Here is a 24,968-nt window from a genome sequence, read left to right on the forward strand (position 1 = left end):
GCCTACCGGCCCGCGCGGGCTGGGGGAAACCGGGGGGAGGCTTGACGCGCGCGGCGGGCCTCGACGAAGTGGGAGCCATGTCCACGCTGGATGCGAAGACCCGGGGACGCACCGCGCCAGGGAGGCTGCGCGCGCTCGATGCCTGGCTGTGCCGCTTCGAGCGCGAGCTGCTGACGCGCGTGGACGGTGCCTGGGCCCGCGCCGTCTTCGTGGACGTGGGCTTCGGCGAGCACCCGTGGACGACGCTGGAGAGCGCGGAGGCGTTTCGAGCGCTCCAGCCGGAGCTCACCGTCATCGGCGTGGAGCTGGAGGAGGCGCGCGCCCTGGCGGCCCAGGCCCATGCGGGGCCCCGCACGCACTTCCGGCAGGGGGGCTTCGAGCTGCCCCTCTCGGAGGACGAGCCCGTCCGCCTCGTGCGGGCCATGAACCTGCTGCGTCAGGGACCCGTCGAACGCGTCTCCGAGGTGCACCGCGCCCTGGGTCGCTTCCTGCTCCCGTCGGGGCTGCTCGTGGAGGGGAGCTCGGACCCGGAGGGTTCGGTGCTCACCGCGCACCTGCTGCGTCGGACTTCAGCGGACCCGGAGGCTCCGCCCGCGCGCGAGGCGCTCCTGTTCCACACCGACTTTCGCAACGGCTTCGCGCCCCTGCTGTTTCGCGACTGGCTGCCCCGGGACTTGCGCCGACGCGTCCGTCCCGGCGAGGCCATGCACCACTTCTTCCAGGAGTGGACAGATGCCTGGAGACAATCGCGCGAGGCGGGACACACCTCGCCCGCCGACGCATTTCGCGAGTCCGTCACGCGCCTGGGGGCGCGCGTTGGCGGCGTGTCCAACGAGCCGTGGCTGCTCGACTCGGGCTACCTCGTGTGGCGGCCGGAGGGTGGCGTGAGCCCCTGACGCGCGGGGCCAGCTGCTCGTGCCATGGCCCGAGGAGGCTTCCCGGCCCCATGGGTCGCCGCGAGCCAACGGGTCGTCGCATCCGACCCGGACCGGGTTCCATGGCCCTCCAACCACATGAGGCGAAGTGGACAGGGGCAAATGGTGGGGGGGGCGGCTATGTTGAGTCCCCAAGGCATGAAACGACACATCCTCTCACTCCTCACCGCCGGGCTCGCCGCGGGTCTCTCGATTCCCGCTCCGACGCAGGCTTCAGGTGTCGGCGCGCAAGCCCAGGCAACAGCCCGCAGGACGCCCCCGCGTCCTCGCAGGCTGGAGGACGTGGAGAGACTGGAGACGGCTCAGGTGGAGGCAGAAGACGTAAAGGTGGAGCAGGCGGCGCGCCCGCGAGTGGAGGGGCGACCGTCCGCGTTGCTGTTCTCCGCGAGCTTCTACGGCACGCTCGCCGCCGCGCGCTGCTTCGGGCGCAATGGCATTGACGTCACGGTGGCGGACCCCGGCCGCCTGGGGCCCGCGAGCTGGTCCCGCTTCGTCGGGCGGCGCGTGCAGTGTCCCCCCGAGTCCCAGCCCGAGGCGTTCATGGAGTGGCTGCTGGACTTCGGCCGGAGGGAGCCGGGCCGGCACGTGCTGTACCCGACGAGCGACGAGCTGGCGTGGCTGGTGTCGGTCCACGCCAGCGAGCTGTCGAAGTACTTCCACCTCTATGACCCGGGCGTGGAGTCCGTGTACGGGCTGCTCAACAAGCGCAAGCTCTTCGAGGCGGGCCAGGCGGTGGGGCTGACGCTGCCGCGGACGTGGTTCCCCGAATCCGAGGCGGACCTGGAGGCCATCTCCCGCGAGGCGCGCTTCCCGGTCCTCATCAAGCCGACGACGCAGATTCTCTACTCCACCCACGTCAAGGGCCTGCCGGTGGCGGAGCCGTCGCAGTTGGTGGCGGAGTACCGGGCCTTCGCGCGCGACGGGTACGCGGACATGCTGGTGAAGTTCGACCCGGCGGTGGCGCGGCCCATGGTGCAGGAGTTCCATCCGGAGGCGGCGGAGGGCATCTACAGCCTGTCGGGCTTCGTGGACGAGTCCGGCGAGCTGTTCGAGGTGCGGGGCGCCATGAAGGTGCTCCAGCGTCCGCGCCGGCTGGGCGTGGGCGTGTGCTTCGAGTCCGCGCCGGTGCGCCAGGACCTGGCGGACGGCCTCAAGCGGCTGTGCCAGCGGCTGGGCTACCACGGCGTCTTCGAGGTGGAGTTCATCCAGACGAAGGACGAGTTCCTGCTCATCGACTTCAACCCGCGCTACTACGGGCAGATGGGCTTCGACATCGCCCGGGGCCTGCCGCTGCCGCTGATGGCCTACCACGCGGCGCTGGGCGACACGCCCGCGCTGGAGCGCGTGGTTCAGGCGGCGCGCGAGTGGACGGGCAAGGGCGAGGTGTTCTGCAACCGGATTGCGTTGGAGATGTTGCTCAACCTCCAGCGCCTCTCGGGCGCGCTCCCCGTCGACGAGGCCCGTCAGTGGCGACGCTGGCTGGGCGAGCACCGGGACGTGGCGGTGGATCCGCTCATCGACTCGGATGACATGATGCCCACGGCGGTGGAGGTCGCCCAGATTCTCTACGGCTCCGCGCGCCACCCCCGCGCCTTCCTCCGGATGATGGTGCTCAACCGGTAGGCGCGGGAGGGGAGCGGGCTCAGGCGGCTTCGGGCTTGCCCGGAGTCGCCGTCACGGTGTCGAGGGCCAACTGGTCCTCGAACGTCTCCGCCCGGCGCAGGAGCCGCTCCTGCCCGTTGTCCAACGCGATGATGGCGGGCTGGGGATACGAGAAGGACGTGGCGAACGGCACGAAGTAGGCGCCCGCGTCCATGATGGCCAGCGTGTCGCCCGCGGCCAGCTCCGGCAGTCGCTTCGCGTGGTACAGCGTGTCGCCCGGCGTGCAGATGGGCCCCACCACCGTGTACACGCGCGACGCGGGCGCGTCCGGCCGGTCCACGTGGAAGAGCTGGTGGTACTCGTTGCGCACGCACTCGGCATGGTTCACGCCCGCGTCCAGCACCGCCCACGTCCGGTCATCGCCTTCCTTGAGCGTGTGCACGCGGCCCAGCAAAAGCTGCGTGTCGCCCGTCATGGCGCGGCCCGGCTCCAGGAAGATGCGCGGACGCTTGCGGCCCCGGCGCGTGTAGTGCGACTCCACCAGCTCCACCGCGAGCGCCACGTAGCGGGAGATGCCCAGCGCGCTTTCCGGGTCCGGCGCGGGCACGTCGCGGAAGAACGTGAGGTTGAGCCGCCAGTCGCGCTCGGCGATGTGCTCCACCGACGGGGTGCAGAGGCTGCCGCCCAAATCCAGCACCTCCAGGTCCAACCCCAGCTCCTGGTGCAGCGTGTCCGTGAAGGCGAGCACCGCCTCCACGAAGCCGGTGAACTCGCCCTCGGTGCGGATGGTGGCGCCCCGGTGCGCGTGCAGGCCCACCACGTCCAGATGGGACGACGCGCGCGCCTGCGCATACGCCCGCAGCGCCGCGCCCCCGGCGATGGGCGTGCCGAACTGCGCCGCCCAGCCACTGTCCGTCGTCACCCGCACCGCCACACGCGGGCGCTTGCCGACCTCCGCGGCGATGCGCGCGAAGGTGCCCAGCTCCTCCGCGTGATTCGCGGCCAGCAGTTGGATGCCCCGGGAGATGGCCTCGCGCACCGAGGCGTCCGACTTCACCGGGCCGTTGTAGACGATGCGCTCGGGCGCGACGCCCAGCTTCAGCGCGAGCCACAGCTCATAGGCGGAGATGATTTCGGCGCCCACGCCCAGCCCGTGCAGCACCTCCAGCACGCCGGGAATCGGGTTCGTCTTGTACGAGTAGAACACCTCGCAGCCGCCCGCCCGTCCCTGCGGCACGGCCAGGAAGCGCTCCACGTTGCGCCGCAGCGCCGCCAGGTGCACCACATGCAACGGCGAGCCCCATCGCTTCACCAGCTCCTTGAGCGGCACGCCCTCCAGACACAGGCCCTGGCTGGCGCGATGCTCCAGCCCCCAATACGACGCGGGAATCTCCGTGCGCGCGGGCGCCATGGCCCGCTGCAACACCGGCCGCAGCGTCTGCTTCACCTGACGCTTGGCCGTCCCGACGAGGCGACTCTTCAGGCTCATGAGACCCGGCCCTGCTTCGGCAACCGCAGCGGCAGCCGCTTGGCGACATCAAAGGGCAGCGCCCGCATCAACAGCTGCAGCGCGCGGTACTCCAGCACGCCGTTCGTCTGGCGATACTTGCCGTGAATCATCTCGTTGGACTGCATCACCAGCGTGCCGTCCTTGCCCAGGTTGTGCATCAGCGAGGGCCGGCCGGTGCGGTAGTGCAGGATGGGCCGGTTGACGTAGACGTGGCCGAAGGCGCGGATGCCGCGCAGGTAGAAGTCCACGTCCTCGTAGACGGGAATGGACGCGTCGAAGCCGCCCAGCGCGGCGAAGTGCTCCCGGCGCACCATGCAGGCGGAGTTCACGTACAGCGTGCCGCGGAAGAGGATGTGCGCCACCGTCCACGCGCTGTTGGGCGTGGAGGCGCCCACCTTGGCGGCCCACTCGAAGTACTCGCTCTTGTCCTTGAGCCAGTCCGCGTCGTCGCCGAAGGGCACCACCCAGCCCACCGCCACGCCCGCGTCGGGGCGCGCGTCCAGCGCGCTCACCATGGCGTGCAGCGCGCCGTCCGCCAGCATGTCGTCGTCGTCCAGGAAGTGCAGGTAGCGACCGCGCGCCAGCGTCACGCCGTGGTTGCGCACCACCGCCGGACGGCCCTTGGAGGGCGGGTCGTTCACCACGTAGCGCACGCGCTCATCGCCCAACCCCTCCACCGTCGCCCGAGCCGTGCCCTCCGGCGTGTCATCCAACACGATGACCTCGACGTGGACCCCCTCCTGGCGGAGCACCGAACGGATGGCCTCCACCACTTCCTTCTCTCGTCGGTGGGTGGGCATCACCACCGAGACATCGATTGCGGACATGTCAGACTTATACGCGCTGGCGCCGGGGGCCGGGAAGACGCCTTGGCGTTCCATCCATCGCGCGCGGCTTGCGCGGCCGCCTGCCCGCCGCGCAAGGTGTGCGCGGGGAACGTGTTCTCAAAATGGATGAGGTTGAGAAGCTGTGTCTCCGGATGACGCCGCGTCGTCGGGACCTGACGCGTCCTTCAATAGCTCGCCACACCGGACTCGAAGTCGTCCGGCTCCCACCGGGGGTCCTCGACGACCTGCCAGGAAGGTCGTGAGGGCAGGACACGTCTGTCCGGGTTCGAGCGAAGCGCTTCCAGCATCCGGGCTCCCAGCCGCTGGTCGTCCCACGTCTCTCCCTCGAAGGAGGCTGGGCGCTCGAGTGCCTCGGCCTCCCATCGGGCATGGGCGAGCCGGTCCATCCAGGGATGCAGGCAGTCTCGGGCCATGTGCTTCCGCCTTTTGCGTGGGAGTCGGGGAAAAATGGTTGCAGTCGCCATGCCATGCCCTCGCGTCTGGAGACGCGTCAGGGGCTCGACATGAGACACTGAAGGAGCGTGGCTCCCTGGCCGCGGGGCATGCTGACACCCGCGGCCGACTTGACGCCGGGCGGGCCTCCGGAGAGGAACGTGGACGGACATGGCTCTCCTCCTGGCACATGAAGTCGAAGCCCCTCGCCAGTGCAGCTATCTGCCGGAGCGGCAGGCGTCACTGGAAAACCTGGTGATGCAGGAAGTGTCACCGGAGGAGTACGAACATCTGCTGGTGCGCGGGTGGCGCCGGTTCGGACCGCTGTATTTCCGGCCCGCGTGCGCCTCGTGTGGCGAGTGTGTCTCGCTGCGGCTGCCGGTGGAGTCCTTCCGCCCCAACCGCAGCCAGCGCCGCGCTCGGGCGGCCTGCGCGCACCTGCGCGTGGAGGTGGGCGTGCCCCGCGTGGACGACGAGCGGCTGGCGCTCTACCGGGCGTGGCACGCGGAGCGCGAGTCCTCGCGGGAGTGGGACCCCTCGCCGCTCACCCCGCGCGAGTACTCGCTCCAGTTCTCGTTCCCGCATCCGTCCGCGCGCGAAGTCGCGTACTACGACGACGGCGCGGAGGGGGGCCCCCGGCTGGTGGCGCTGGGCATCTGCGACGAGACGCCGCGAGCGTGGAGCGCGGTGTATTTCTTCTACGACCCGGCCTGTGCGGCCCTGTCCCCGGGCACGGCGAACGTGGTGTTCCAGGTGGAGCTGGCGCGGGCGCGGGGAATCCCCCACGTGTACCTGGGCTACCGCGTCCAGGACTGCGCGTCGCTGCGCTACAAGGGCGGCTTCCGTCCGCACGAGCTGCTCGTGGGGCGGCCCGCGCTGAACGCGCTGCCCGCGTGGGAGCCTCCGGCGGCGCCCGAGACCGCCGAGCCGTCGGGAACCCCGTAGCTCCCGCGTGTCAGCCCGCGCTCAGGAGTGCCCGGTCGAAGTGCTCGCGCAGCCGGCGCGCGTACTCCTCGGGCGCGACGCGCGCGTACTCGCCATGGCCCGCGCCTTCCACGACCCACAGGGCCTTGGGCTCGCAGGCGGCGCGGAAGAGGCTGGCCTGGAGCTTGGCGGGCGCGTCCGGGTCCACGTCTCCGTTGACGAGCAGCAGGGGCCGGCCCTGGAGCTGGCACATGCCGTCGATGGGGCGCACCGCGTTCACGTCCACGCCCGCGTGCCGCAGCGTCCACAGCACCGGCTCCGCGCTGAGGGCCCCCCACCGGCCGTAGCCCGAGTACACGTCCGCCTCCAGCGCGGGGTACGCGCCCGCCGCGGCCACCGCCTTCACGCGGGCGTCCGTCTCCGCCACCAGCAGCGCGGTGGTGCCGCCCATGGAGAAGCCGAAGAGGCCCAGCCGCGCGGGGTCCACGTCGCGCCGCATGGAGACGAAGTCCAGCGCGGCCGTCACGTCGCGCCGCTCGCTGTCTCCCCACGTCACGCGGTCTCCACCGCTCTCGCCATGCGCGCGCAAATCGAACAGCAACACGCCGAAGCCGGCCCGGGCCAGGGCGCGCGCCTCGAAGAGCAACTGCGCGCGGTTGTCCGCGAAGCCATGCACCAGCACCACGGCCGCCCGGTTGCGCGACGGCACATACCAGCCGCGCAGCGTCAGCCCGTCCGCGCTGGAGAACGTCACGTCCTCCAGGCCCGTGAACTCCAGAGAGGCCTCCGGCCGCTCCACCGGCACATGTGGGGGGTGCAGCAGCCCCAGTCCGATGCGGTGGCCGCGCACCGCCAGCGCGCCGGCGACGGCGACGAGGACGAGCAGGGACAGCGGGAGGAGGACACGGCTCGGGCGGAGTGGGATTTTCACGGGGGGGTAGGAAGGCGTGGGCCGGAGCCAGTCTAGTCGAGCTCCCTGTCGGCCCGCGTCAGGCTGGTGGCTCGGCTCTCTAGAGAACAGGCCCGGCGTGCCTTCTGTTGGCGGGTATGGCTGCTTGGACTACGGTGCACCCGCCTTCTGGGAGTGGGGGCTGATGCTGCAACCGGTGCCACGAGACGCCTCGAAAGACCCCATCCGGAAGCGAGTGCTCTTCACGCTCGTGTTCCTGGGCGGGGGCGGTATCGAGCGCTCCGTGTGCAACATCCTGGAGGGGTTGGACCCGCGCCGCTTCGCCACCCGGCTGTTCTTCCACCACCGGCCCCCACCAGGGCGCGAGGACCGGCTGCCCAAGAACACCGAGGTCGTCTGGGCCACGGACTCCTACGACTACCATCGGCAGAGCCTGCCGGTGTACCTCTGGCACCTGCTGCGCCACGCGCGCGAGGCCGACGTCATCGTCGCGGGGCAGGAGGGCCGCGCCGCGCTGCTGGCCTGCCTGGCGGGCAAGCTGCTCGACAAGCCCGTGGTGGGGATGATCCACTTCGACTGGGGCGCGTTCCACCACGAGCAGCCGCGCCGGCAGCTCTGGGGGCTGCGCCTCTTGTACCCGCGGATGAATCGCATCGTCGCCTGCGGCCATGACACCGCGCGCTCCTTCCGGTCGCTGGTTCCCGTGCCGGAGGACCGGCTCCAGGTCATCCCCAACTTCGTGGACGGCGACACCGTGCGCGCCGCCGCGGAAGGGCCGCTGCCGGACTGGGCTCCGGCCGTCTTCGCGAAGCCCGTGGTCATCGCCGTGGGCCGGCTGGAGCCCCAGAAGGGCTTCGACGTGCTCATCCGGAGCCATGCCCTGGCGCGTCAGCGGGGCGTGGACCAGCACCTGCTCATCCTCGGGGTGGGCTCGCTGGAGGCCGAATTGAAGGCCCTGGCGCGCTCGCTGGGCGTGGAGTCCACCGTCTTCATGCCGGGGTTCGCCTCCAATCCGCACGCGCTGATGAAGCGGGCCACCGTGTTCGCCCTGTCCTCGCGCTTCGAGGGCCTGCCCATGGTGCTCCTGGAGGCGCTCGCCCTGGGGTGCCCGGTGGTCAGCACCGACTGCCCCTCCGGGCCGGGGGAGGTCCTCGAGCATGGCCGCCACGGCGTCCTGGTGCCCGTGGAGGACGCCCAGGCGCTGTCGGAGGCGCTGGAGCGCGTCGTCACCGACGAGGTGCACCGCAAGGATTTGTCCCGCAAGGCGCGGGCCCGGGCCGACGAGCTGTCCGCGTCCAGGGCCCTGGGGGCCTGGGAAGCGCTGCTGGCGTCCCTCTAGAGGGGCCTTCGGAGGCTCCCGGCCGCCCGTTGCTTCGGGGGCGGAAGGAGTCCCACGGCCCGGATGTTCTGGTTCGAGGCCCGCTGGGAACGGCGAGGGTGCAAGGAATCGCTTGCCGGCCCCGGGCGGCTTCACGAGGATTCGCCCCCATCATGACGACGACGAACGAAACGCAGGGCCTGAACTTCCTCCAGGAGATCATCGAGGAAGACCGGCGGGCGGGAAAGCACGCGGGTCGCGTGCACACCCGCTTCCCGCCCGAGCCCAATGGTTACCTCCACATCGGCCACGCCAAGTCCATCTGCCTGAACTTCGGGCTGGCGAAGCAATACGGCGGCGTGTGCAACCTGCGCTTCGACGACACCAACCCCGTCACCGAGGACACCGACTATGTCGAGTCCATCCAGCGTGACGTGAAGTGGCTGGGCTTCGACTGGGACGACCGCAAGTTCTTCGCGTCCGACTACTTCCCGAAGCTCTACGACTTCGCCGTGCAGCTCATCAAACAGGGCAAGGCGTATGTGTGCAGCCTGTCCGCGGACGAGATTCGCGAGTACCGCGGCGACTTCACCACGCCGGGCCGGGACAGCCCGTACCGCACCCGCTCCGTGGAGGAGAACCTGGACCTCTTCGAGCGCATGCGCGGCGGAGAGTTCCCCGACGGCAAGCACACGCTGCGCGCGAAAATCGACATGGCGTCCCCCAACCCCGTGTTGAGAGACCCGCCCATCTACCGCATCCGCCACGCGCACCATCACCGCACCGGCGAGGCGTGGCCCATCTACCCGCTCTACGACTTCGCGCACTGCCTGTCGGATGCGATTGAGGGCATCACCCACTCCGTCTGCACGCTGGAGTTCGAGAACCGCCGCGTGCTGTACGACTGGATTGTCGACAGCCTCATCCAGGGGGACCGGCCGTATCAGTACGAGTTCAACCGGCTGAACCTCAACTACACGGTGATGAGCAAGCGCAAGCTGCTCAAGCTGGTGATGGAGAAGTACGTCTCCGGCTGGGATGACCCCCGGATGATGACCCTCAGCGGCCTGCGCCGCCGGGGCTTCACGCCGGCCTCCATCCGCGACTTCGCCACGCGCGCGGGCATCAGCAAGACGCAGCAGCTAATCGACATGGGCGTGTTGGAGCTGTGCATCCGCGAGGACCTGAACGAGACGGCCCCTCGTGCCATGGCGGTGCTGCGCCCGCTGAAGGTGGTGGTGGAGAACTACCCCGAGGGGCAGGAGGAGCTCCTGGAGGTGCAGAACCACCCGCAGAAGCCGGAGATGGGCACGCGCAAGGTGCCGTTCATGCGCGAGCTGTTCATCGAGGCGGAGGACTTCATGGAGGTCCCCGCGAAGGGCTTCTTCCGACTGGCGCCGGGCAAGGAGGTGCGCCTGCGCTCTGCGTACTTCATCACCTGCAAGGAGGTCATCAAGGACGCGGCCGGCAACATCACGGAGCTGCGCTGTACCTATGACCCGGCCACGCGCGGCGGTGACTCGCCGGATGGCCGCAAGGTGAAGGGCACGCTGCACTGGGTGCCGGGCAACGCGCCCACCGCCGAGGTGCGGCTGTACGACAGGCTCTTCTCCGTGGAGAGCCCGGACTCGGATGACGCGAAGGACTTCACCACCTTCCTCAATCCGGCGAGCCTGGAGGTCCTCAGGAACGCGCGCATCGAGCCAGGGCTGGCCCAGGCGACGCCGGAGTCCCGCTTCCAGTTCGAGCGGCTGGGGTACTTCTTCGCGGACCCCAAGGACTCGCAGCCGGGCAAGCCCGTCTTCAACCGCACCGTCACCCTGAAGGACTCGTGGGTGAAGGAGCAGGGCAAGGGGAAGTAGTCCCCGCGTCGCTCAGGGTGTCGCCTTGCCTTTGGCGGGCGGCACCCTGCACGCGGCATGGCCCAGGATGACGTCTCCGTCGACGGTGCCGGTGGGCGTGGGCGTCCAGCCCGCGGCGAGCCGGGTGTCGAGCAGGTCATCAGCACTGGGGCGACGGTCCCACACGGAGACCGCGTTGACTCCGCCGAGTCAGGTGGTGTCGAAGACGAGGTAGCCGCCGTCCTTCCAGGGCAGCACCACGTCGTGGGTGAACTCGTCCTGCACCACCACCTCCGTCACGTCGCGCGGAGGCGTGCTGGCGAAGCCCCAGCGCACCACGTCCTGGAGCATCGTGAGGGGCGCGAGCTCCCGCTCCAGCGCCTCTCGCTGCTCGGGAGGCAGGGCGGCTCGGGTTCGGTTGGTCAACGGCACCATGCCCGGCAGTCTAGCAGGGTGTGTGCCTCACGGACGACCGTCAGCCCTCCGGCGCTGTCAGCGGCAACTCGGCGGTGAAGGTGGCGCCGCCGCCCTCCGTGGGCGTCAGGTGGATGCCTCCCTCGTGGCCCTCGGCGATGTGGAGCGCCATCCACAGGCCCAGTCCGAAGCCTCCGTGATTGCGCGTGGAGACGGCGCGCTCGAAGCGGCCGAAGATTCGCTCGCCGTCCTCGGAGGCGACGCCGGGGCCATGGTCCACCACGGCGATGCGGACGCTGTCCCCGGAGGCGGCCACGCTGACCTCGATGGGCCTGCCCGCGCCGAACTTGATGGCGTTGTCGACCAGGCTCTCCACGAGCTGACGAAGCCGCTCCGGGTCGAACCGGCCCACCACGGCGGGTGGGGTGGTCCACGTGAGGGAGGACTCCGCGCGCGCGGCCTTCTCCCGTGCCCCTTCGATGACGTCCTTCACGACGGCCGTCACATCCACGTCCTGGCGCACCAGCGCCAGGCGGCCGGTGACGAACTCGGACACGTCCAGCAGGTGCTCCACCAGCCGCGTCAGTCGCTGGAGCTGCTTCTGCGTCGTCTGCGCCCGGCTCCGCACCAGCTCCTCTGGAGAGAGCCGGGTGTCCTCGCGGTCCAGGTTGCGCAACAGGTTCTGGATGTTGAGCGTCAGCACGCTCACCGGGGTGCGCAGCTCGTGGCTGACCAGGCTGAGGAACTCGTCACGCAGGTGCACGGAGTCCAGCAGCGCCTCCTTCTCCAGCTCCTTGCGCGTCACCGCCCGCCGCACGCTGACCATCTCCAGCTGCGTGCGCACCCGGGCCATCAGCTCCCGCGCGGAGAAGGGCTTGACCAGGTAGTCGTCGGCTCCGCTCGACAGGCCCTCCACCGTGGACTCGTCGCCCGCGCGAGCGGAGAGCAGGATGATGGGGATGGCCCGCGTGCGCGGGTCCGCGCGCAGCTCGCGCACGAGGCCGAAGCCGTCCAGCACCGGCATCATCACGTCGGAGAGGATGAGGTCGGGCGGCTGGAGGCGCGCCCGCTCCAGGGCCTCACGGCCGTTCATCGCCGTCTCGACGTGGGAGAAGCGGCGGCTCAGCAACCCCGAGACGTAGCTGCGCAGGTCGGCGTTGTCGTCGACGAGGAGGATGCGCGAGGACGTCAGCGACTCGGGAATGTCCAACTGCGCGTCGTCCGCGCGCTCCATCGCCACGGGCTGGAGCAGGGGCGCGTCCGATGCCGACCACCGCTGCGCCTCCTGGACGAAGGGCGCGGCCCAGGCCGCCGACGAGCGCGAGCGGGGCTTGTGGTCGATTCGCTCCTCGGGCAGGTGGGCCGAGCCGCCCGGCAACCGCACCGTGAAGGTGGTGCCCTCGCCCAGCCGGCTCGTCACGGAGACGGTGCCCCCGTGCAGCTTGACGAGCTCCTCCACCATGGCGAGGCCAATGCCCGTCCCTTCGTGACTCCGGCCCTGGGTGGCGCGCACGCGGTAGAACCGCTCGAAGACGCGCGGGAGGTCCTCCTCGGGAATCCCCACGCCGGTGTCCCGCACCGTGAGGACCGCGCCCCCGTCCCTCCAGTGCTGGCCCACATGAATCTCGCCCTGGTAGGTGTACTTCACCGCGTTGGAGAGCAGGTTGAGGACAACCTTCTCCCACATCTCCGGGTCCACGTAGACGGCCTCGGGTAGCGGGGGGCAGTCCACCCGCAGCCGCAGCCCGGCGCTGCCCACCGCGGACTCGAAGGTGCTCGCCAGGTTGCGCGTGAAGGTCGCCAGGTCCGTGGGGACGTAGGTGGCCTGCGTCCGTCCGGCCTCCATGCGCGAGAAGTCGAGCAGCGTGTTGACCATCTTGTAGAGCCGCTGCGCGCTGCGGCGCACCAGGTCCAACTGCTCTCCCTCCAGGACCCTGGGCTCCCGGTTCATGGCGTCTTCGATGGGCCCGAGAATCAGCGTGAGCGGCGTGCGGAACTCGTGGCTCACGTTGCTGAAGAAGGCCGTCTTGGCCTGGTCGAGCTGGGCGAGCTGCTCGGCGCGCTGCCGCTCCTGCTCGTGGGCGCGGGCGCTGGCGAAGCTGGCGGCGAGCTGCCGCGCGAGCAACTGCAGGAAGCTCCGGTACTCGTCATCCAGCGCGCGCAGCGGACTGATGCCGGCGACGAACACGCCCATCAGCTCCGCGTCCGCGCCCATGGGCACCGGAAGCAGCAGCGCGCGAGTCGTGGGCTCGGGCCAGGGGCCACCGGGGAGGGGACCGAACCTCGTCGCGAGGTCGTCGACCAGCACCTCCTGTCCCTCGTGGACGACGCTGGCGAGCGGCCACGCGCTCGTCTCATCCAGGTGCAGCTCGGTGGGCGCCGAGGCCGAGCCTCGGGGCAGGTTGGCGCAGGTGACGAGTTGCGCCTGTTCGCCCCGGACGACGTAGAGCAGGCCGAAGGGCAAATCGTGTCCGGCGGGTGTGAGGACCTCTTCCAATGCGACGAAGAGCGCCTCGACCTTGGCGCTGAGCGCCGCCCGGATGGACAGCTCCCGGAGGATGGCCAGGCGCCTGTCTCCGACGACCTGCCGCGTCGTCTCGCTCGCGATGGCGAAGAGGCCGGCGATCTCCCCCGACTCGCCAATGGTGGGGTTGTAGGACCAGGTGAAGTAGGCCTCTTCCCGAAGGCCCCCGGGCCGCCGCGCGAAGTTGACGTTGCCGTTCTCGATGAAGAGCGGCTCTCCCGTCGCGTGCACGCGCTGCATCAAGGGGCCCAGCAGCTTCCACTCCTCCGCCAGCGCCTCGGAGCCGCGCGCGCCCAGCGTCAGCGGATGCTTGGTCCCGAGGATGGGCCGGAAGGGCTCGTTGTAGAGCATGTTCAGCTCCGGACCCCAGAACAGGATGATGGGGTACGGAGAGCGCAGCATCGTGCTGACCGAGGTCCGCAGCGATTGGGGCCAGCGCTCCATCGGCCCCAGCGCAGTGGTCCGCCAGTCGAAGGCGCGCATCAGGGCGCCCATCTCGCCACCGCTCTGGATGAAGTGCTCTTGTGAGGCGTCGCGCGCGAGCACCGGGCGCGGAACCACCGAGCGCTCTCCGGAGGGAGGCTCGGTGGGGAGCCAGAAGGAGAACGTGCTGCCGGCGTCGGAGGTGGCCTCCAGGAGGAGCTGCCCGCCGTGGCTCTCCACGATGCCCTTGGTGATGGAGAGCCCCAGTCCATGGCTGTCGCGCCGCTTCTGGGCCGCGTGCCAGTGGCGGTCGAAGAGGTGCCGCTGCGCCTCGGGCGAAAGGCCCGGGCCGCTGTCTGTCACGCTGAAGCGGATGCCAGGCGTCCCAGGCGTGTGTCCGGCCCTCAGGTGGATGCGGCCTCCCGGCCCGGGCGGAGTGAACTTGATGGCATTGGAGACGAGGTTGCCGAACGCCTGGAGGAAGCGCTCCCTGTCACATCGCAGGACGAGCCCGGGCGTCACGTCGCTGTCGAGCGTCAGGCCCTTCTCCGCCGCCTGGGGCTCGAACTGCTCCTGGGCCTCGCGCACCAGGTCTTCCACGCGTTGCGGCCGCGCGTCGACGGAGAGCGTCCCGGTGTCGATGCTCGCCAGGTCGAGCAGGTCGTCGATGAGCCGGTTCATCCGGGTGGCGGCGCGGTGAATCGACTCCGCCTGCTTGTGCACGCGCGTGCCCGTGTCGCCCTCCCGGGGGAGTCGCTGCAGCAGCTCGGCGGCGGTGCGGATGGTGGTGAGGGGCGAGCGCAAGTCATGGCTGACCACCGCGAGCGTCTCTTCTCGCGAGCGGGTGGCGCGCTGGGCCTCCTCGAGCAGGCGTCGGGCCTCCTCCGCGTGGATGCGCTCGGCGAGGAGCGCCTCCTGCCGGAGCTGGGACACGGTGAGCAGGGCGTTGACGCGGGCCCGGAGCTCGTTGGCGGAGAAGGGCTTGACCAGGTACTCGTCCGCGCCGCTGCGCAGCCCCTCGATGGTGGCCTCTTCTCCGGCCCGCGCGGACAGCAGCAGGATGGGGATGAAGCGGGTGCGCTCGTCGGCGCGCAGGGCCCGCACCAGCTCCAGGCCGCCCACGCCCGGCATCATCACGTCGGAGAGGATGAGGTCGGGAGGGTTCTCCCGCGCGGAGGCGAGCGCCTGGGCGCCATGGCTCGCCATCTCCACGCGCCAGTGGGGTGACAGCAGGCGCAGCAGGTAGCCGCGCATGTCGACGTTGTCGTCCGCCACGAGGATGCGCGCCTCGGAGTGGGAGAGGGGAGGCCCCGCGCTGGGGAGCCCCGGCTCGTTCCACTGGGAGACCTCGGCGAGGAACTCGCGGGCGCCAATCCCGGTGGAGGCCAGCGTCCGGGCCGCTCCGACCTTCTCCGGGTCCAGGTGCGCGAAGCCCGTGGGGAGGCGCACCGTGAAGGTGGTGCCCCGCTGGACGGCGCTCGTCACCGTCACGGTGCCACCGTGCAGTTTGACGAGCTCCCGCACCAGCGACAGCCCGATGCCCGTGCCTTCGTGGCTGCGCCCCCGCGCGCCTTCGACGCGGTGGAAGCGGTCGAAGATGCGCGGCAGCTCCTCCTCCGGCATGCCGATGCCCGTGTCCTTCACCGTCAGCTCCACGCTGTCGTCCATCCATGTCAGCGCGATGTGGACATGGCCCTCGAAGGTGAACTTCAGGGCGTTGGAGAGCAGGTTGAGGACAACCTTCTCCCACATCTCCGGGTCCACATAGACGGAGTCGGGCAGCGGCGGGCAGGCGACGACCAGCTCCAGCCCCGCGGTGGTCATCGCCGAATCGAAGCTGCTGACCAGATCTCGAGTGAGGGCGGAGAGGTCCGTGGGGATGAACGAAGCCTGGACACGGCCCGCCTCCAGCCGGGCGAAGTCGAGCAGGGTGTTGACCAGCTTCTGCAGCCGCAACCCGTTGCGGCGCACCATCTCCTGGCGCTCCCGTTGCGGCGGAGGGAGGGGATGCTCGACATCCGTCAGGGAGTCCTCGACGGGGCCGAGCATCAAGGTGAGGGGCGTGCGGAACTCGTGGCTGACGTTGCTGAAGAAGGCGGTCTTCGAGCGGTCGAGCTCCGCGAGGGCCTCCGCCCGCCGCTTCTCCTCTTCGTAGGCGCGAGCGCTGCTGACGGCCGTGGCGAGGTGGTCCGCCACCAGCGCCAGGAACCCCCGGTAGTCCTCATCCAGGGCGCGCCGCGCGCTCACTCCCGCGACGAGGAAGCCATGAGGGCGCCTGGCCCCAGGGCGGGTGATGGGCAGCACCAGGACGGAGTGGGGAGAATCGGGCCAGGGGCCGCCCGGGAGCTCGCCGAAGCGGGTGCGCGCGTCGGAGATGAGGTGTCCTCCCCGGGCCTCCCACGCTTCGGAGAAGGACCAGGTGGCGCTGGCGGGAAGGTCGCCGAACCGCGAGGCGGCCTGGGCCTTTGTCTCCCAGCCCGTCGCCTCCATCAGGTCGGAGGACAGCTCGCCGCTGGGACCCAGGCGATGGAGCAGGGCGAAGGGAAGGTCGTAGGCATTGCCCGCCAGGGCTCGCGCGGCCTCACGCCAGGCGTCCTCCTCTCGCTTGACGGTCCCCGCGCGCGCCGCGAGGTCCCGGAGGGTTCGCAGCCGTCGTTCGCCGAGCACCCGGCCCGTGGTCTCCGTCAGGGTGACGAGGATTCCTCCGACGCCCCCGCTCTCGTCCCGGATGGGGCTGTAGGAGTACGTGAAGTAGCACTCCTCGAGGTAGCCGTTCCGGTCCAGCGGCAGCATCCAATCCACCGAGCCGACCGCCGCGCCCCGCCACACCCCGTCGAACAGCGGGCCGATGATGTGCCAGCTCTCGGCGAACGTCGTCTGGGCGCTGGTGCCCATGGCCGAGGGGTGCTTCGTGGAGCCGAGCACGGGCCTGTATCCGTCATTGTAGAACTGGACGAGCTGTCGTCCCCACGCGATGTACATGGGGAAGTGGGATTCGAGCACGATGCTGACCGCCGTGCGCAGCGACTGCGGCCAGGTCTCCGGCGGGCCCACGGGCGTCTTCGACCAGTCGGTGGCGCGCATGAGCGCGCCCATCTCGCCGCCGCCGGCGAGCACCGCCGCGGCCACGGGATGAAGGTCGGAACGAGATGTCCCAGGACGTTGGGTCGAGTGGCTCATCGAATTCGGTCATCGCCCCACACTTCGTTGCTTGCAGGACGTAGCAGGGAGGATGGGTGAGGCCTCAACGCCCAGGATGAAGGCCTGTATCGGCGACAATATTCTGGCGCAACCTTGGAAATGCACGGGGTTGGAGTGCAGCCGCGACACATCGAGACAGGAGACATGTGTCGCCTGCGGCACGGTGTGCACGCTCGCCCGGGTAGGCAAGAGGCGCTGCCTGGAAGGCTGGGAGGCGGGCTCGGGAACGAGCAACGGAGGACGCGTCCACCAGGGGCGACAGGGTCCACTCGTGCGAGGTGGCGGCGAGGGGCTGTTCCCGGGGCCCACGCTCCGCGCGCCCACCCGAGTGGAAGGGGGGCGCACGTGCGGCCTCACGGGGGCAGCGGGGACTGCGACGGCCCACCCGTCGAGGCGTCATGCCTCGGGTCGGGTGGGCCGCCTCACATCTTCACAGGTCAGCGATAGGTGACGACGAGCGACGCGTTCTGATAGCCGCCCTTCGCGCCGTAGAGCCACACGTAGTACTTGCCGCCCTCGACGTACTTGAGGTCGCAGCGCTCCACGTTGGTCTCCTTCATGCCGCGGCAGTCGTAGTCGCTGTGGGTGGGGAAGGCGCCGCGACGGACGTAGAGGTCCGCGTTGCCCGTTCCACCCTCGACCTTCACGGTGACGTTGCGGTAGCCGCCCTCCGGGGCCTCCGGAATCTGGACGAAGAAGCCGCTGGTGCCGTTCGTGGCGCCGGACAGGCCCCCCACCGGCACGTTGGGCTCGAGCGGGAAGAAGCCGCCCTGGAACGTAATCACCAGCGAAGCGTTGGCGTAGTCGGTGAAGCCATTGAGCATCACCCACCAGGTGCCGGGCGTGGGAGTGGCGAAGGCGCACGCCTCGTTGTTGCCGGAGGTGTAGGGGCGGCAGTCATAGAGGGAGGTCGTGGGGGGGGTGCCGAAGCGGACATACAGGTCCGCGTCGCCCGTTCCACCCGACAGGGCGAAGCGCAGGTTCGTCGCGCCCTCGGGCACCTCACCGCGGAAATACTTCTTCGCGCCACGGGTGCCGGAGGTGACCACGGGGGCGTTGCGCTCCAGGGGGGGGGCGTCCGGGGGAAGGATGACGACACCCACCTGTACGGCCTTCCAAGCGGCGGTGACGGAGGCGACGGTCGCCGCGTCATAGCCGAGCTGGATGGCGGCCTGCTCCGTGGCGACCTTCGCCGCCTCGAAGCTGGAGGAAGCAGTCAGGAGGTCCGCGTTCGCCTTGTAGACGATACGGGCGGCCTTCTCGATGCCGATGCCCGTCACCGCGGGACGCGTTGGGAAGCGTGGATGCGTTCCGCCCTGCGAGAGCAGATAGAAGGCGAGGTTGGCGATGCCCGAGCTGTAGTGGACGTCGACGCCCGAGCTGTAGTCGGCGTAGTCATCCAGCGAGCTGCCATCCAGTCGGGGGTTGTACAGGTAGCGAAGCGCGTCCCCGGGGATGTGTGGCGTCCAGACGTCCTCGCCCATCATGAACGTCCCCTCGTTGATGACCTTGCCCTCCGAGTGCCACTCGCACACGGCGCCGAAGATGTCGGAGATGGCTTCGTTCAGGCCGCCGGACTCACCGGAGTAGATGAGGTTCGACTCGTACTCCGTCACCGCGTGCGTCAGCTCGTGGGCCGTGATGTCGATGGCGTAGGGCAGGATGGAGGCGGTGGTTCCATCGCCGTCGCCGAACACCATCTGCGTGCCATCCCAGAACGCATTCACGTAGTTCACCCGGTGGTGAACGGTGGTGATGAGCGCGGCGCCCGCGTTGTCGTAGGAGTCGCGGTTGAACAGCTCCTTGTAGCAACGCCAGACGGCCCCCGTGTTGTCATAGGCCGCGTTGACGACGGGGTCGAGGACCGGAGGGTCTCCCTCCATGCGACTCATGGTGCCCGGAAGGCCAGGGCCCTGGTTGCCATCGTAGACCCGGCGGTTCAGCGCGTTGTGGATATGGGTGAAGCGCTCGAAGACGTCACCCGAGCGCGCGTTGACGAGCACGGTGTCGTCCACGGGCTCGCCCTTCTGGGACTCGCCCTTCATGCGGAGGCTGTAGGCGAGCAGGAGCTGTCCACCGTCGCGCCAGTAGACGAGCTCCGGCTTGCCCACGAGGGTGGCGTCGGCCGGCGAGGCCTTGTCCTTCAGGGCCTGCTCCACCGCGAGTTCCGAGGAGACGGTGGTGCCCTCGAGCGCGGGCAGGTCACCGCGCGCATCGCCGTTGGCCGCGAAGACCTGGCCATCACGCGCATGCAGCCGCAGCTCCGCGCCCATGACCTCCACGCCGTTGATTCGCACGCCGTAGCGGAAGTGCGCATCCCCGTCGAAGCCGACGTAGGCCTTCTTCAGGAAGAGCTGCTCGGGCTTCACCTTGAACAGCGGGGCCACCCGCGCCAGGACGGGTGCCAGCGTCGCCGGCTGGAGCCCTCGGAGGGCGGCCTCGGTGGTCGGCGCGGCGCCGAAGGGCCCGTTGACGAAGGTGGGCACGGAGTCCTTGTCGGCCGCGAGGACCTGGTGCGCACCCGTGAGTGCCTCCGAGGTCTTCGCGTTCACCGCTTCCTTGCTGTCTTTCGGAGGGCTCGCCTCGGTGCAGGCCCCCATGGTCAGGCATAGCAGCGTGGCACCGACGACTCCGCGTCCTCGTTTCAAGAGCATGCACTTCCCCCGGATGAATGATGAGGTCGCCATGGTGGAGCCAAACGCAGTTCAATGACAAGTCACCAGCCACGACTTCATTGCGTTTCATTCATCGGACAGGTCTGGAATCACCCGTGGGAAGTTCCCGGTGTTGTAAGTCTTTCGTTCTCGAGGGGCGGCGGCGCGGTGCGTGAGACATTCCAGGTCACGCAATGTCAGGAGTTGAGACAGGCGGCCAGGCCTCGCCGGAAATGCGACGGCCCACCCGCCGAGGCGTCATGCCTCGGGTCGGGTGGGCCGCTTCACATCTTCACAGGTCAGCGATAGGTGACGACGAGCGACGCGTTCTGGTAGCCGCCCTTCGCGCCGTAGAGCCACACGTAGTACTTGCCGCCCTCGACGTACTTGAGGTCGCAGCGCTCCGCGTTGGTCTCCTTCATGCCGCGGCAGTCGTAATCACTGTGGGTGGGGATGGCGCCGCGACGGACGTAGAGGTCCGCGTTGCCCGTTCCGCCTTCCACCTTCACGGTGACGTTGCGGTAGCCGCCCTCCGGGGCCTCCGGAATCTGGACGAAGAAGCCGCTCGAGTCGTTCGTGGCGCCAGACAGGCCCCCCACCGGCACGTTGGGCTCGAGCGGGAAGAAGCCGCCCTGGTACGTCATCACCAGCGACGCATTGGCGTAGTCGGTGAAGCCATTGACCATGAAGTACCACTTGCCGGGCGCCGGAGTGGCGAAGGTGCACGTCTCGTTGTTGCTGGAGGTGTAGGGGCGGCAGTCGTAGGAGGCGGTCGTCGGGTAGTTGCCGAAGCGGACATGCAGGTCCGCGTCGCCCGTTCCGCCCGACTGGGTGAAGCGCAGGTTCGTCGCGCCTTCGGGCACCTCACCGAAGCCATACTCCTTGGAGGCCCGGGCGCCGGAGAGGACGATGGGGACGTTGCGCTGCAGGGTGTGCGGGTTCGGGGGCTCGAAGACGACGCCCACCTGGACGGCCTTCCATGCGGCGGTGACGGAGGCGACGGTCGCCGCGTTGTAGCCCAACTGCACGGCGGCCTGCTCCGTCAGGGCCTTGGCCGCGTCGAAGCTGGTGCCGGGGAGGAAGTAGTCCCGGTTCGCCTTGTAGAAGATGCGGCCGGCCGTCTCGATGCCGATGCCCGTCACCGCGGGGCGCGCGGGGAACCGCGGATGCGCGCCACCCTGCGCGAGCAGATAGAAGGCGAGGTTGGCGATGCCCGAGCTGTAGTGGACGTCGACGCCCGAGGTGTAGTCGCCGTAGTCGTCCAGCGAGTCCCCATCCTGCGTGGGGTTGGGCATGTAGCGGAGGGCATCTCCCTCGATGCCAGGCGTCCAGATGTCCTCGCCCACCAGGTACGTCCCGGCGTTGAGGGTCTTGTTCTCCGCGTGCCATTCACACACGGCGCCGAAGATGTCGGACAGCGCCTCGTTCAGGCCGCCCGACTCGCCGGAGTAGATGAGGCCCGAGTCGATCTCCGTCACGGCGTGCGTCAGCTCGTGCGCCGTCACGTCCAGGCCGAGGGCCAGGTTGATGGAATTGACGCCGTCGCCGTCGCCGAACACCATCTGCTCGCCGTCCCAAAACGCGTTCACATAGTTCACCCGGTGGTGAACGGTGGCGATGAGCGGGGCGCCCGCGCCGTCGATGGAGTCGCGGCCGAAGAGCTCGTTGTAGCAATTGTAGACGGAGCCCAGGTTGTCATAGGAGGCGTTGACGATGGGGTCCGCGACGGGCGCGTCGCCTTCCTGGCGGCGCAGGGGGCCCGGCAGGGTGGTGCCGTTGAGTCCGTCATGGACCCGGCGGACCAGCGCCGAGTGGATGTTGGTGTAGCGCTCGAACAAATCTCCGTTGCGCGCGTTGACGAGCACGGTGTCGTCCACCGCGGTGCCGTCCGCCTGCACACCCGTCACCCGCATCCGGTAGGCCAGCAGGTACTGGTCGCTGTCGCGCCAGTAGACCAGCTCCGGCTTGCCGGCGATGACGGACTTGGGCGGGGTGGCGCGGTCCTTGTGGACAGACTCCATCGCCAGCTCGGCGGAGACGGCGGCGCCCACCGGCGCGGGCAGGTCGGTGCGTGCCATGGCGTTGGCGAGGCGGACCTGGCCATCGCGGCCGTGCAGCCGCAGCTCCGCGCCCATGACTTCCACGCCGTTGAGGCGCACGCCGTAGCGGAAGTGGGCCTCCCCGTCGGAGCTGACGTAGGCCTTCTTCAGGAAGAGCTGCTCGGGCTTCACCTTGAACAGCGGGGCCACTCGCTCGATGACGGGCGCCAGCGTCGCCGGCTGGAGCCCTCGGAGGGCGGCGGCGCTGGTGGGCGCGGCGCCAAACTGCCCGCTGACGAAGAGGGGAACCGAATCCTTGCCGTCCTTGGGTGTACTTGCCTCGGCGCTGGCCCCCAATGTCAGGCATAGCACCGTGGCGCCTACGACTCCGCGACCTCGCTTCAAGAGCATGCGCTTCCCCCAGACCAATGATGAGGTCGCCATGGTGAAGTCAAACGCAGCTCAGGAACAAGTCGACAGGAGCAACTTCATTGCATTTCCCGCAATGCGTGAGGGGTGTGACATTTTCTGTCACAGTGTTCCAGGTGGTGAGAGTTTCTTGGGTGTGGTCATCCTGGGACTACCCAGGGGCGCGGGGCGATGAAGACCCCTGTGTTAATGTGCGAGACATGACGACGGGTGGCAACAGGCTTCTTGCCCCGGCGGGCACCTGGCGGTGAGTTCCGCTCGGGAGATTCGCGCCGACTTCGACCGGGCGTCCCTGGTGGTGTACCAGGCCTACCCGGACGCCATCGCGGACGTGGCGGTGAGGCAGCAGAAGTTCGGTCCGCCGTTCTCCGTGGGGCGGATGACGTGGATCAAACCCAGCTTCCCGTGGCTCATGCATCGCTCCAACTGGGGCCGCAAGAGCGGGCAGGAGCGGACGCTGGCGGTGCGCATCCGGCGCAGCGGCTGGGAGGCGGCGCTCGGCGAGGCGGTGCTCACGGGCTACGAGCCCAGGGCCCACGGCTCGCCGGAGGCCTGGCGGCAGGCGTTCGAGCGCGCATCCGTCCATGTCCAGTGGGACCCGGAGCGCACGGTGCGGGGTGCGGGCCTGCCCCATGACAGCATCCAGGTGGGCCTGGGACGAGGCATCATCCAGCGCTTCGTGGACGACTGGGTGGTCTCCATCACCGACCTGACGCCCCTGGTGCGGAAGCTGCGCAAGCACCTGGACGACGGTCGCGCGGACCAGGCCACGCGCCTGCTGCCCACGGAGGCTGTCTATCCGGTGCCGGCGGAGCTGGTGCGCCGGCTGGGCATGTGACGAAAGGGGCACGCCGCCGGAATCACTGGCGGCCTGCCCTCTTCGTCTCGATGGCCGCTCAAGCTCCCCCGCACCCAGACCGGTGCTCCGCGCCCGAAGCGGCGATACGCTGGTGCCCATCCCAGCGCGGGGCACTGGGACTGGCATCTCAACAGAAGCAGGGGGCTGATATGGGAATCACGATGTCGCCGCAGGAATACGCCACGGCTTTTCGTCTGCTGGCCGCCACCGCGCGCCACCCCGAGAACATCGCGCGCGTCGTCGAGGAGCGGATGCTCCCAGGGCTTCCGCTCCAGCGCGCGCTGCTGGACGTGGGCGCCGGGTCCGGCAAGGTGGCCGAGCGACTCGCGCGGCACTTCGGCTCACTCACGTTGCTCGAACCCAACCGTGAACAGATTTCAGGACTCAAGCTCGACAATGCCAAGGTCCTCGTCGAGCCCCTGGAGCGCTTCGACTCCGCCGAGCAGTACGAGCTCGTCCTGTGCTCACACGTCCTGTACCACGTGCCCCTCGCCGACTGGGGCGCCTTCATGGACAGACTGCTCTCGTTCGTCCGTCCCGGAGGCTACTGTCTGCTCATCATGGCCGCCGCGCGAGGGCCCACCTACGAGCTGTGCCGTGACTTCGCGGAGACGCTGAACTTCGGCGAACTCATGCTGGACACCGTGCGCGGCAAACATCTGCCGCACGAGGTGCTCCCGACGATGAGCGGCTTCGTCGCGCAGACCTTCGAGGAGATGTACACGCTCTGCCGCTTCTTCGTGCTCGAGGGCTGCTTCACCGCGGAGCAGCTCGCGGCCATGAGCCCTGAGCAGGCCCGCGAACTCGACCGGAAGCTGCGCCTTCATACCGAGCGCTGCCGGGGCGTGGATGGGGTGTATCGCCTGGAGCAGGACGAGGACGTGGTCCTCATCCCCAAGCTCTGACGCCCACCGCGGCGCGGGCGCACCCCACCAGCGGCAGCAGGAGTGGAGACCGCGAAGAACGTACCGACGAAGCTCTCGATGAAGGGCCGCACGCACGGGGCGAGGGTGGGCGTGTGGCGGGGCATCTTCATCTTCGACATCTGAGCGGAGGCGTCAGGGTTTCTTGGGGGCGTCGGGCGTGGAGGTCGCCTCGCGCGTCATCTCCACCATGGTGGGGCGCCACCCGAGGCGCGCGAACATCCGCTGGGCGGGCTCGTTCTTGGCGGCGGTGTGGAGGACGACGCGCGGCACGCCCAGGGCCGTCAGCCGGCGCATCAGCTCCTCTGCGAGCAGGGGGCCCACGCCCGCGCGGCGCGCCTTCGCGTCCACCCAGAGGTCGTGGAATCCTCCGGAGCGGTCCAGCAGGGCGTTCCAGTCCACGTCCTCCACGCGGCCGTAGGCATAGCCGACGACTTCACCGTCCAACTCGGCGACGAGGACGACGGCGTCGGCCTTGCGGGCCTCGCGTCCCAGCCACCAGCGGTAGCCGGACTCCACGTCGTCCGGGAGCATGAATCGCTGAGGGTCGAACTCGTGGTGGAGCCGGGCGAGCGCCGCGCCCATGCGGCCCAGGGCGGGCTCGTCCGAGGGCTGGGCGGGGCGGAGGGTGACGGACATTCGGGGTCTCCTTCGAGAGGCAAGGAGCCTCACACAGGGGACTCGAGGCCGCACGGTGTTCCGCTCCGAGGTATGTGGAGTGCAGGACGTGGGTGGGCGGCGTCCAGGGTCGTCTCCCGTTCTCTGTGTCGTTGGCGAGCAGGGGCGAGAGGGGATGTGGCGGCTATTCGACAGGCCCCCGCGACCTACTCCGCGTCGAGAGCCCAGGTCCCTTCCTCCCGGCGTTTCAGCGCCTGCGCTGCCTTGAAGGGGACGAAGCCCTCCTCCTTGGCGGCTTCCGTCAAGACGGCTGTTGCTTCCTGAGTTCGATAACGCAGCAGGTATGCGGCGGCCATGACACGGACATCCATGCGCGGGTGCTTGAAGAGCGTCGTCAGTGCCTCGCGCCCTGTATCTCCATGCTCGCGAAGTGTGTCGAATGCGGAGATATACTTTCTCGCGTGCTTGTTGCCGGTCCTGGCATCGCCTCGCCAGATTGCGTCCGTTTGGGCGGCCACGTTGTCCGCGAACTGCTCTACAAGCTCGTCCACGCTCATCGCCAGA

At 69.4% G+C, this 24,968-nt stretch carries 18 protein-coding genes; 7 read left to right on the forward strand and 11 right to left on the reverse strand.

Annotated features, from left to right (window positions below; translation table 11 throughout):
- The coding region (locus HUW62_RS23570) for a hypothetical protein (protein WP_368670463.1) at positions 1-896 on the forward strand (896 nt) is incomplete at its 5' end.
- 177 nt (positions 897-1,073) lie between these two features.
- Complete coding sequence (locus tag HUW62_RS23575; RefSeq protein ID WP_240356660.1) at positions 1,074-2,558, forward strand: carbamoyl-phosphate synthase; 1,485 nt, start codon at positions 1,074-1,076, stop codon at positions 2,556-2,558.
- Between the two features lie 19 nt (positions 2,559-2,577).
- Here HUW62_RS23575 and HUW62_RS23580 read toward each other — a convergent pair whose 3' ends face one another.
- The 3 genes from HUW62_RS23580 to HUW62_RS23590 form a co-directional block, all read right to left on the reverse strand.
- The gene (locus HUW62_RS23580) at positions 2,578-4,026 is read right to left on the reverse strand and encodes an alanine racemase (protein ID WP_163867864.1); all 1,449 of its coding nucleotides are present in this window, start codon (positions 4,024-4,026) and stop codon (positions 2,578-2,580) included.
- The gene (locus HUW62_RS23585; RefSeq protein WP_176435685.1) at positions 4,023-4,874 is read right to left on the reverse strand and encodes a glycosyltransferase family 2 protein; all 852 of its coding nucleotides are present in this window, start codon (positions 4,872-4,874) and stop codon (positions 4,023-4,025) included. Before HUW62_RS23585 ends, HUW62_RS23580 begins: the two co-directional genes overlap by 4 nt.
- A 185-nt stretch (positions 4,875-5,059) precedes the next feature.
- Entirely contained in the window at positions 5,060-5,308 is a 249-nt protein-coding gene (locus HUW62_RS23590) for a hypothetical protein (RefSeq protein WP_176435686.1), read from the reverse strand.
- 190 nt (positions 5,309-5,498) lie between these two features.
- On the opposite strand from HUW62_RS23590, the gene HUW62_RS23595 reads away from it, so the two are divergent.
- Positions 5,499-6,272, forward strand: coding sequence for an arginyltransferase (locus HUW62_RS23595; protein WP_176435687.1), 774 nt, complete (start codon positions 5,499-5,501; stop codon positions 6,270-6,272).
- Between the two features lie 10 nt (positions 6,273-6,282).
- On the opposite strand, the gene HUW62_RS23600 is transcribed toward HUW62_RS23595, so the two are convergent.
- On the reverse strand, positions 6,283-7,182 hold the full coding sequence (locus HUW62_RS23600) for an alpha/beta hydrolase (protein ID WP_240356662.1): 900 nt from the start codon (positions 7,180-7,182) through the stop codon (positions 6,283-6,285).
- Between the two features lie 97 nt (positions 7,183-7,279).
- Here HUW62_RS23600 and HUW62_RS23605 point away from each other — a divergent pair, with 97 nt between their 5' ends.
- Positions 7,280-8,500, forward strand: a complete 1,221-nt coding sequence (locus HUW62_RS23605; protein WP_240356664.1) for a glycosyltransferase — start codon at positions 7,280-7,282, stop codon at positions 8,498-8,500.
- A 152-nt stretch (positions 8,501-8,652) separates the two neighbouring features.
- Positions 8,653-10,341, forward strand: coding sequence for a glutamine--tRNA ligase/YqeY domain fusion protein (locus HUW62_RS23610; RefSeq protein ID WP_163867869.1), 1,689 nt, complete (start codon positions 8,653-8,655; stop codon positions 10,339-10,341).
- Between the two features lie 12 nt (positions 10,342-10,353).
- Here HUW62_RS23610 and HUW62_RS23615 read toward each other — a convergent pair whose 3' ends face one another.
- The 5 genes from HUW62_RS23615 to HUW62_RS23635 form a co-directional block, all read right to left on the reverse strand.
- Positions 10,354-10,506, reverse strand: a complete 153-nt coding sequence (locus HUW62_RS23615; RefSeq protein WP_163867870.1) for a hypothetical protein — start codon at positions 10,504-10,506, stop codon at positions 10,354-10,356.
- Between the two features lie 24 nt (positions 10,507-10,530).
- Positions 10,531-10,755, reverse strand: a complete 225-nt coding sequence (locus HUW62_RS23620) for a hypothetical protein (RefSeq protein WP_176435688.1) — start codon at positions 10,753-10,755, stop codon at positions 10,531-10,533.
- Positions 10,756-10,795: 40 nt separating this feature from the next.
- The gene (locus HUW62_RS23625) at positions 10,796-16,861 is read right to left on the reverse strand and encodes an ATP-binding protein (RefSeq protein WP_255203599.1); all 6,066 of its coding nucleotides are present in this window, start codon (positions 16,859-16,861) and stop codon (positions 10,796-10,798) included.
- A gap of 458 nt (positions 16,862-17,319) precedes the next feature.
- On the reverse strand, positions 17,320-19,536 hold the full coding sequence (locus HUW62_RS23630; protein ID WP_163867872.1) for a M4 family metallopeptidase: 2,217 nt from the start codon (positions 19,534-19,536) through the stop codon (positions 17,320-17,322).
- A gap of 299 nt (positions 19,537-19,835) precedes the next feature.
- Positions 19,836-21,986 (reverse strand): M4 family metallopeptidase, encoded by a 2,151-nt coding sequence (locus HUW62_RS23635; protein ID WP_163867873.1) that lies wholly within the window; start codon positions 21,984-21,986, stop codon positions 19,836-19,838.
- Positions 21,987-22,251: 265 nt separating this feature from the next.
- Here HUW62_RS23635 and HUW62_RS23640 point away from each other — a divergent pair, with 265 nt between their 5' ends.
- Together HUW62_RS23640 and HUW62_RS23645 are read left to right on the forward strand one after the other, a co-directional pair.
- Positions 22,252-22,842: a DUF4291 domain-containing protein gene (locus HUW62_RS23640; protein WP_176435689.1), complete on the forward strand. Its 591-nt coding sequence runs from the start codon at positions 22,252-22,254 to the stop codon at positions 22,840-22,842.
- A gap of 182 nt (positions 22,843-23,024) precedes the next feature.
- Complete coding sequence (locus HUW62_RS23645) at positions 23,025-23,768, forward strand: class I SAM-dependent methyltransferase (protein WP_240356674.1); 744 nt, start codon at positions 23,025-23,027, stop codon at positions 23,766-23,768.
- A gap of 153 nt (positions 23,769-23,921) precedes the next feature.
- Here HUW62_RS23645 and HUW62_RS23650 read toward each other — a convergent pair whose 3' ends face one another.
- Positions 23,922-24,425 (reverse strand): GNAT family N-acetyltransferase, encoded by a 504-nt coding sequence (locus HUW62_RS23650; protein WP_163867876.1) that lies wholly within the window; start codon positions 24,423-24,425, stop codon positions 23,922-23,924.
- A gap of 185 nt (positions 24,426-24,610) precedes the next feature.
- Positions 24,611-24,961, reverse strand: a complete 351-nt coding sequence (locus HUW62_RS23655; RefSeq protein WP_176435690.1) for a DUF2019 domain-containing protein — start codon at positions 24,959-24,961, stop codon at positions 24,611-24,613.
- Positions 24,962-24,968 lie beyond the last annotated feature (7 nt).

It is taken from the genome of Myxococcus sp. AM011, assembly GCF_013372595.1.
GTDB lineage: Bacteria > Myxococcota > Myxococcia > Myxococcales > Myxococcaceae > Myxococcus > Myxococcus eversor.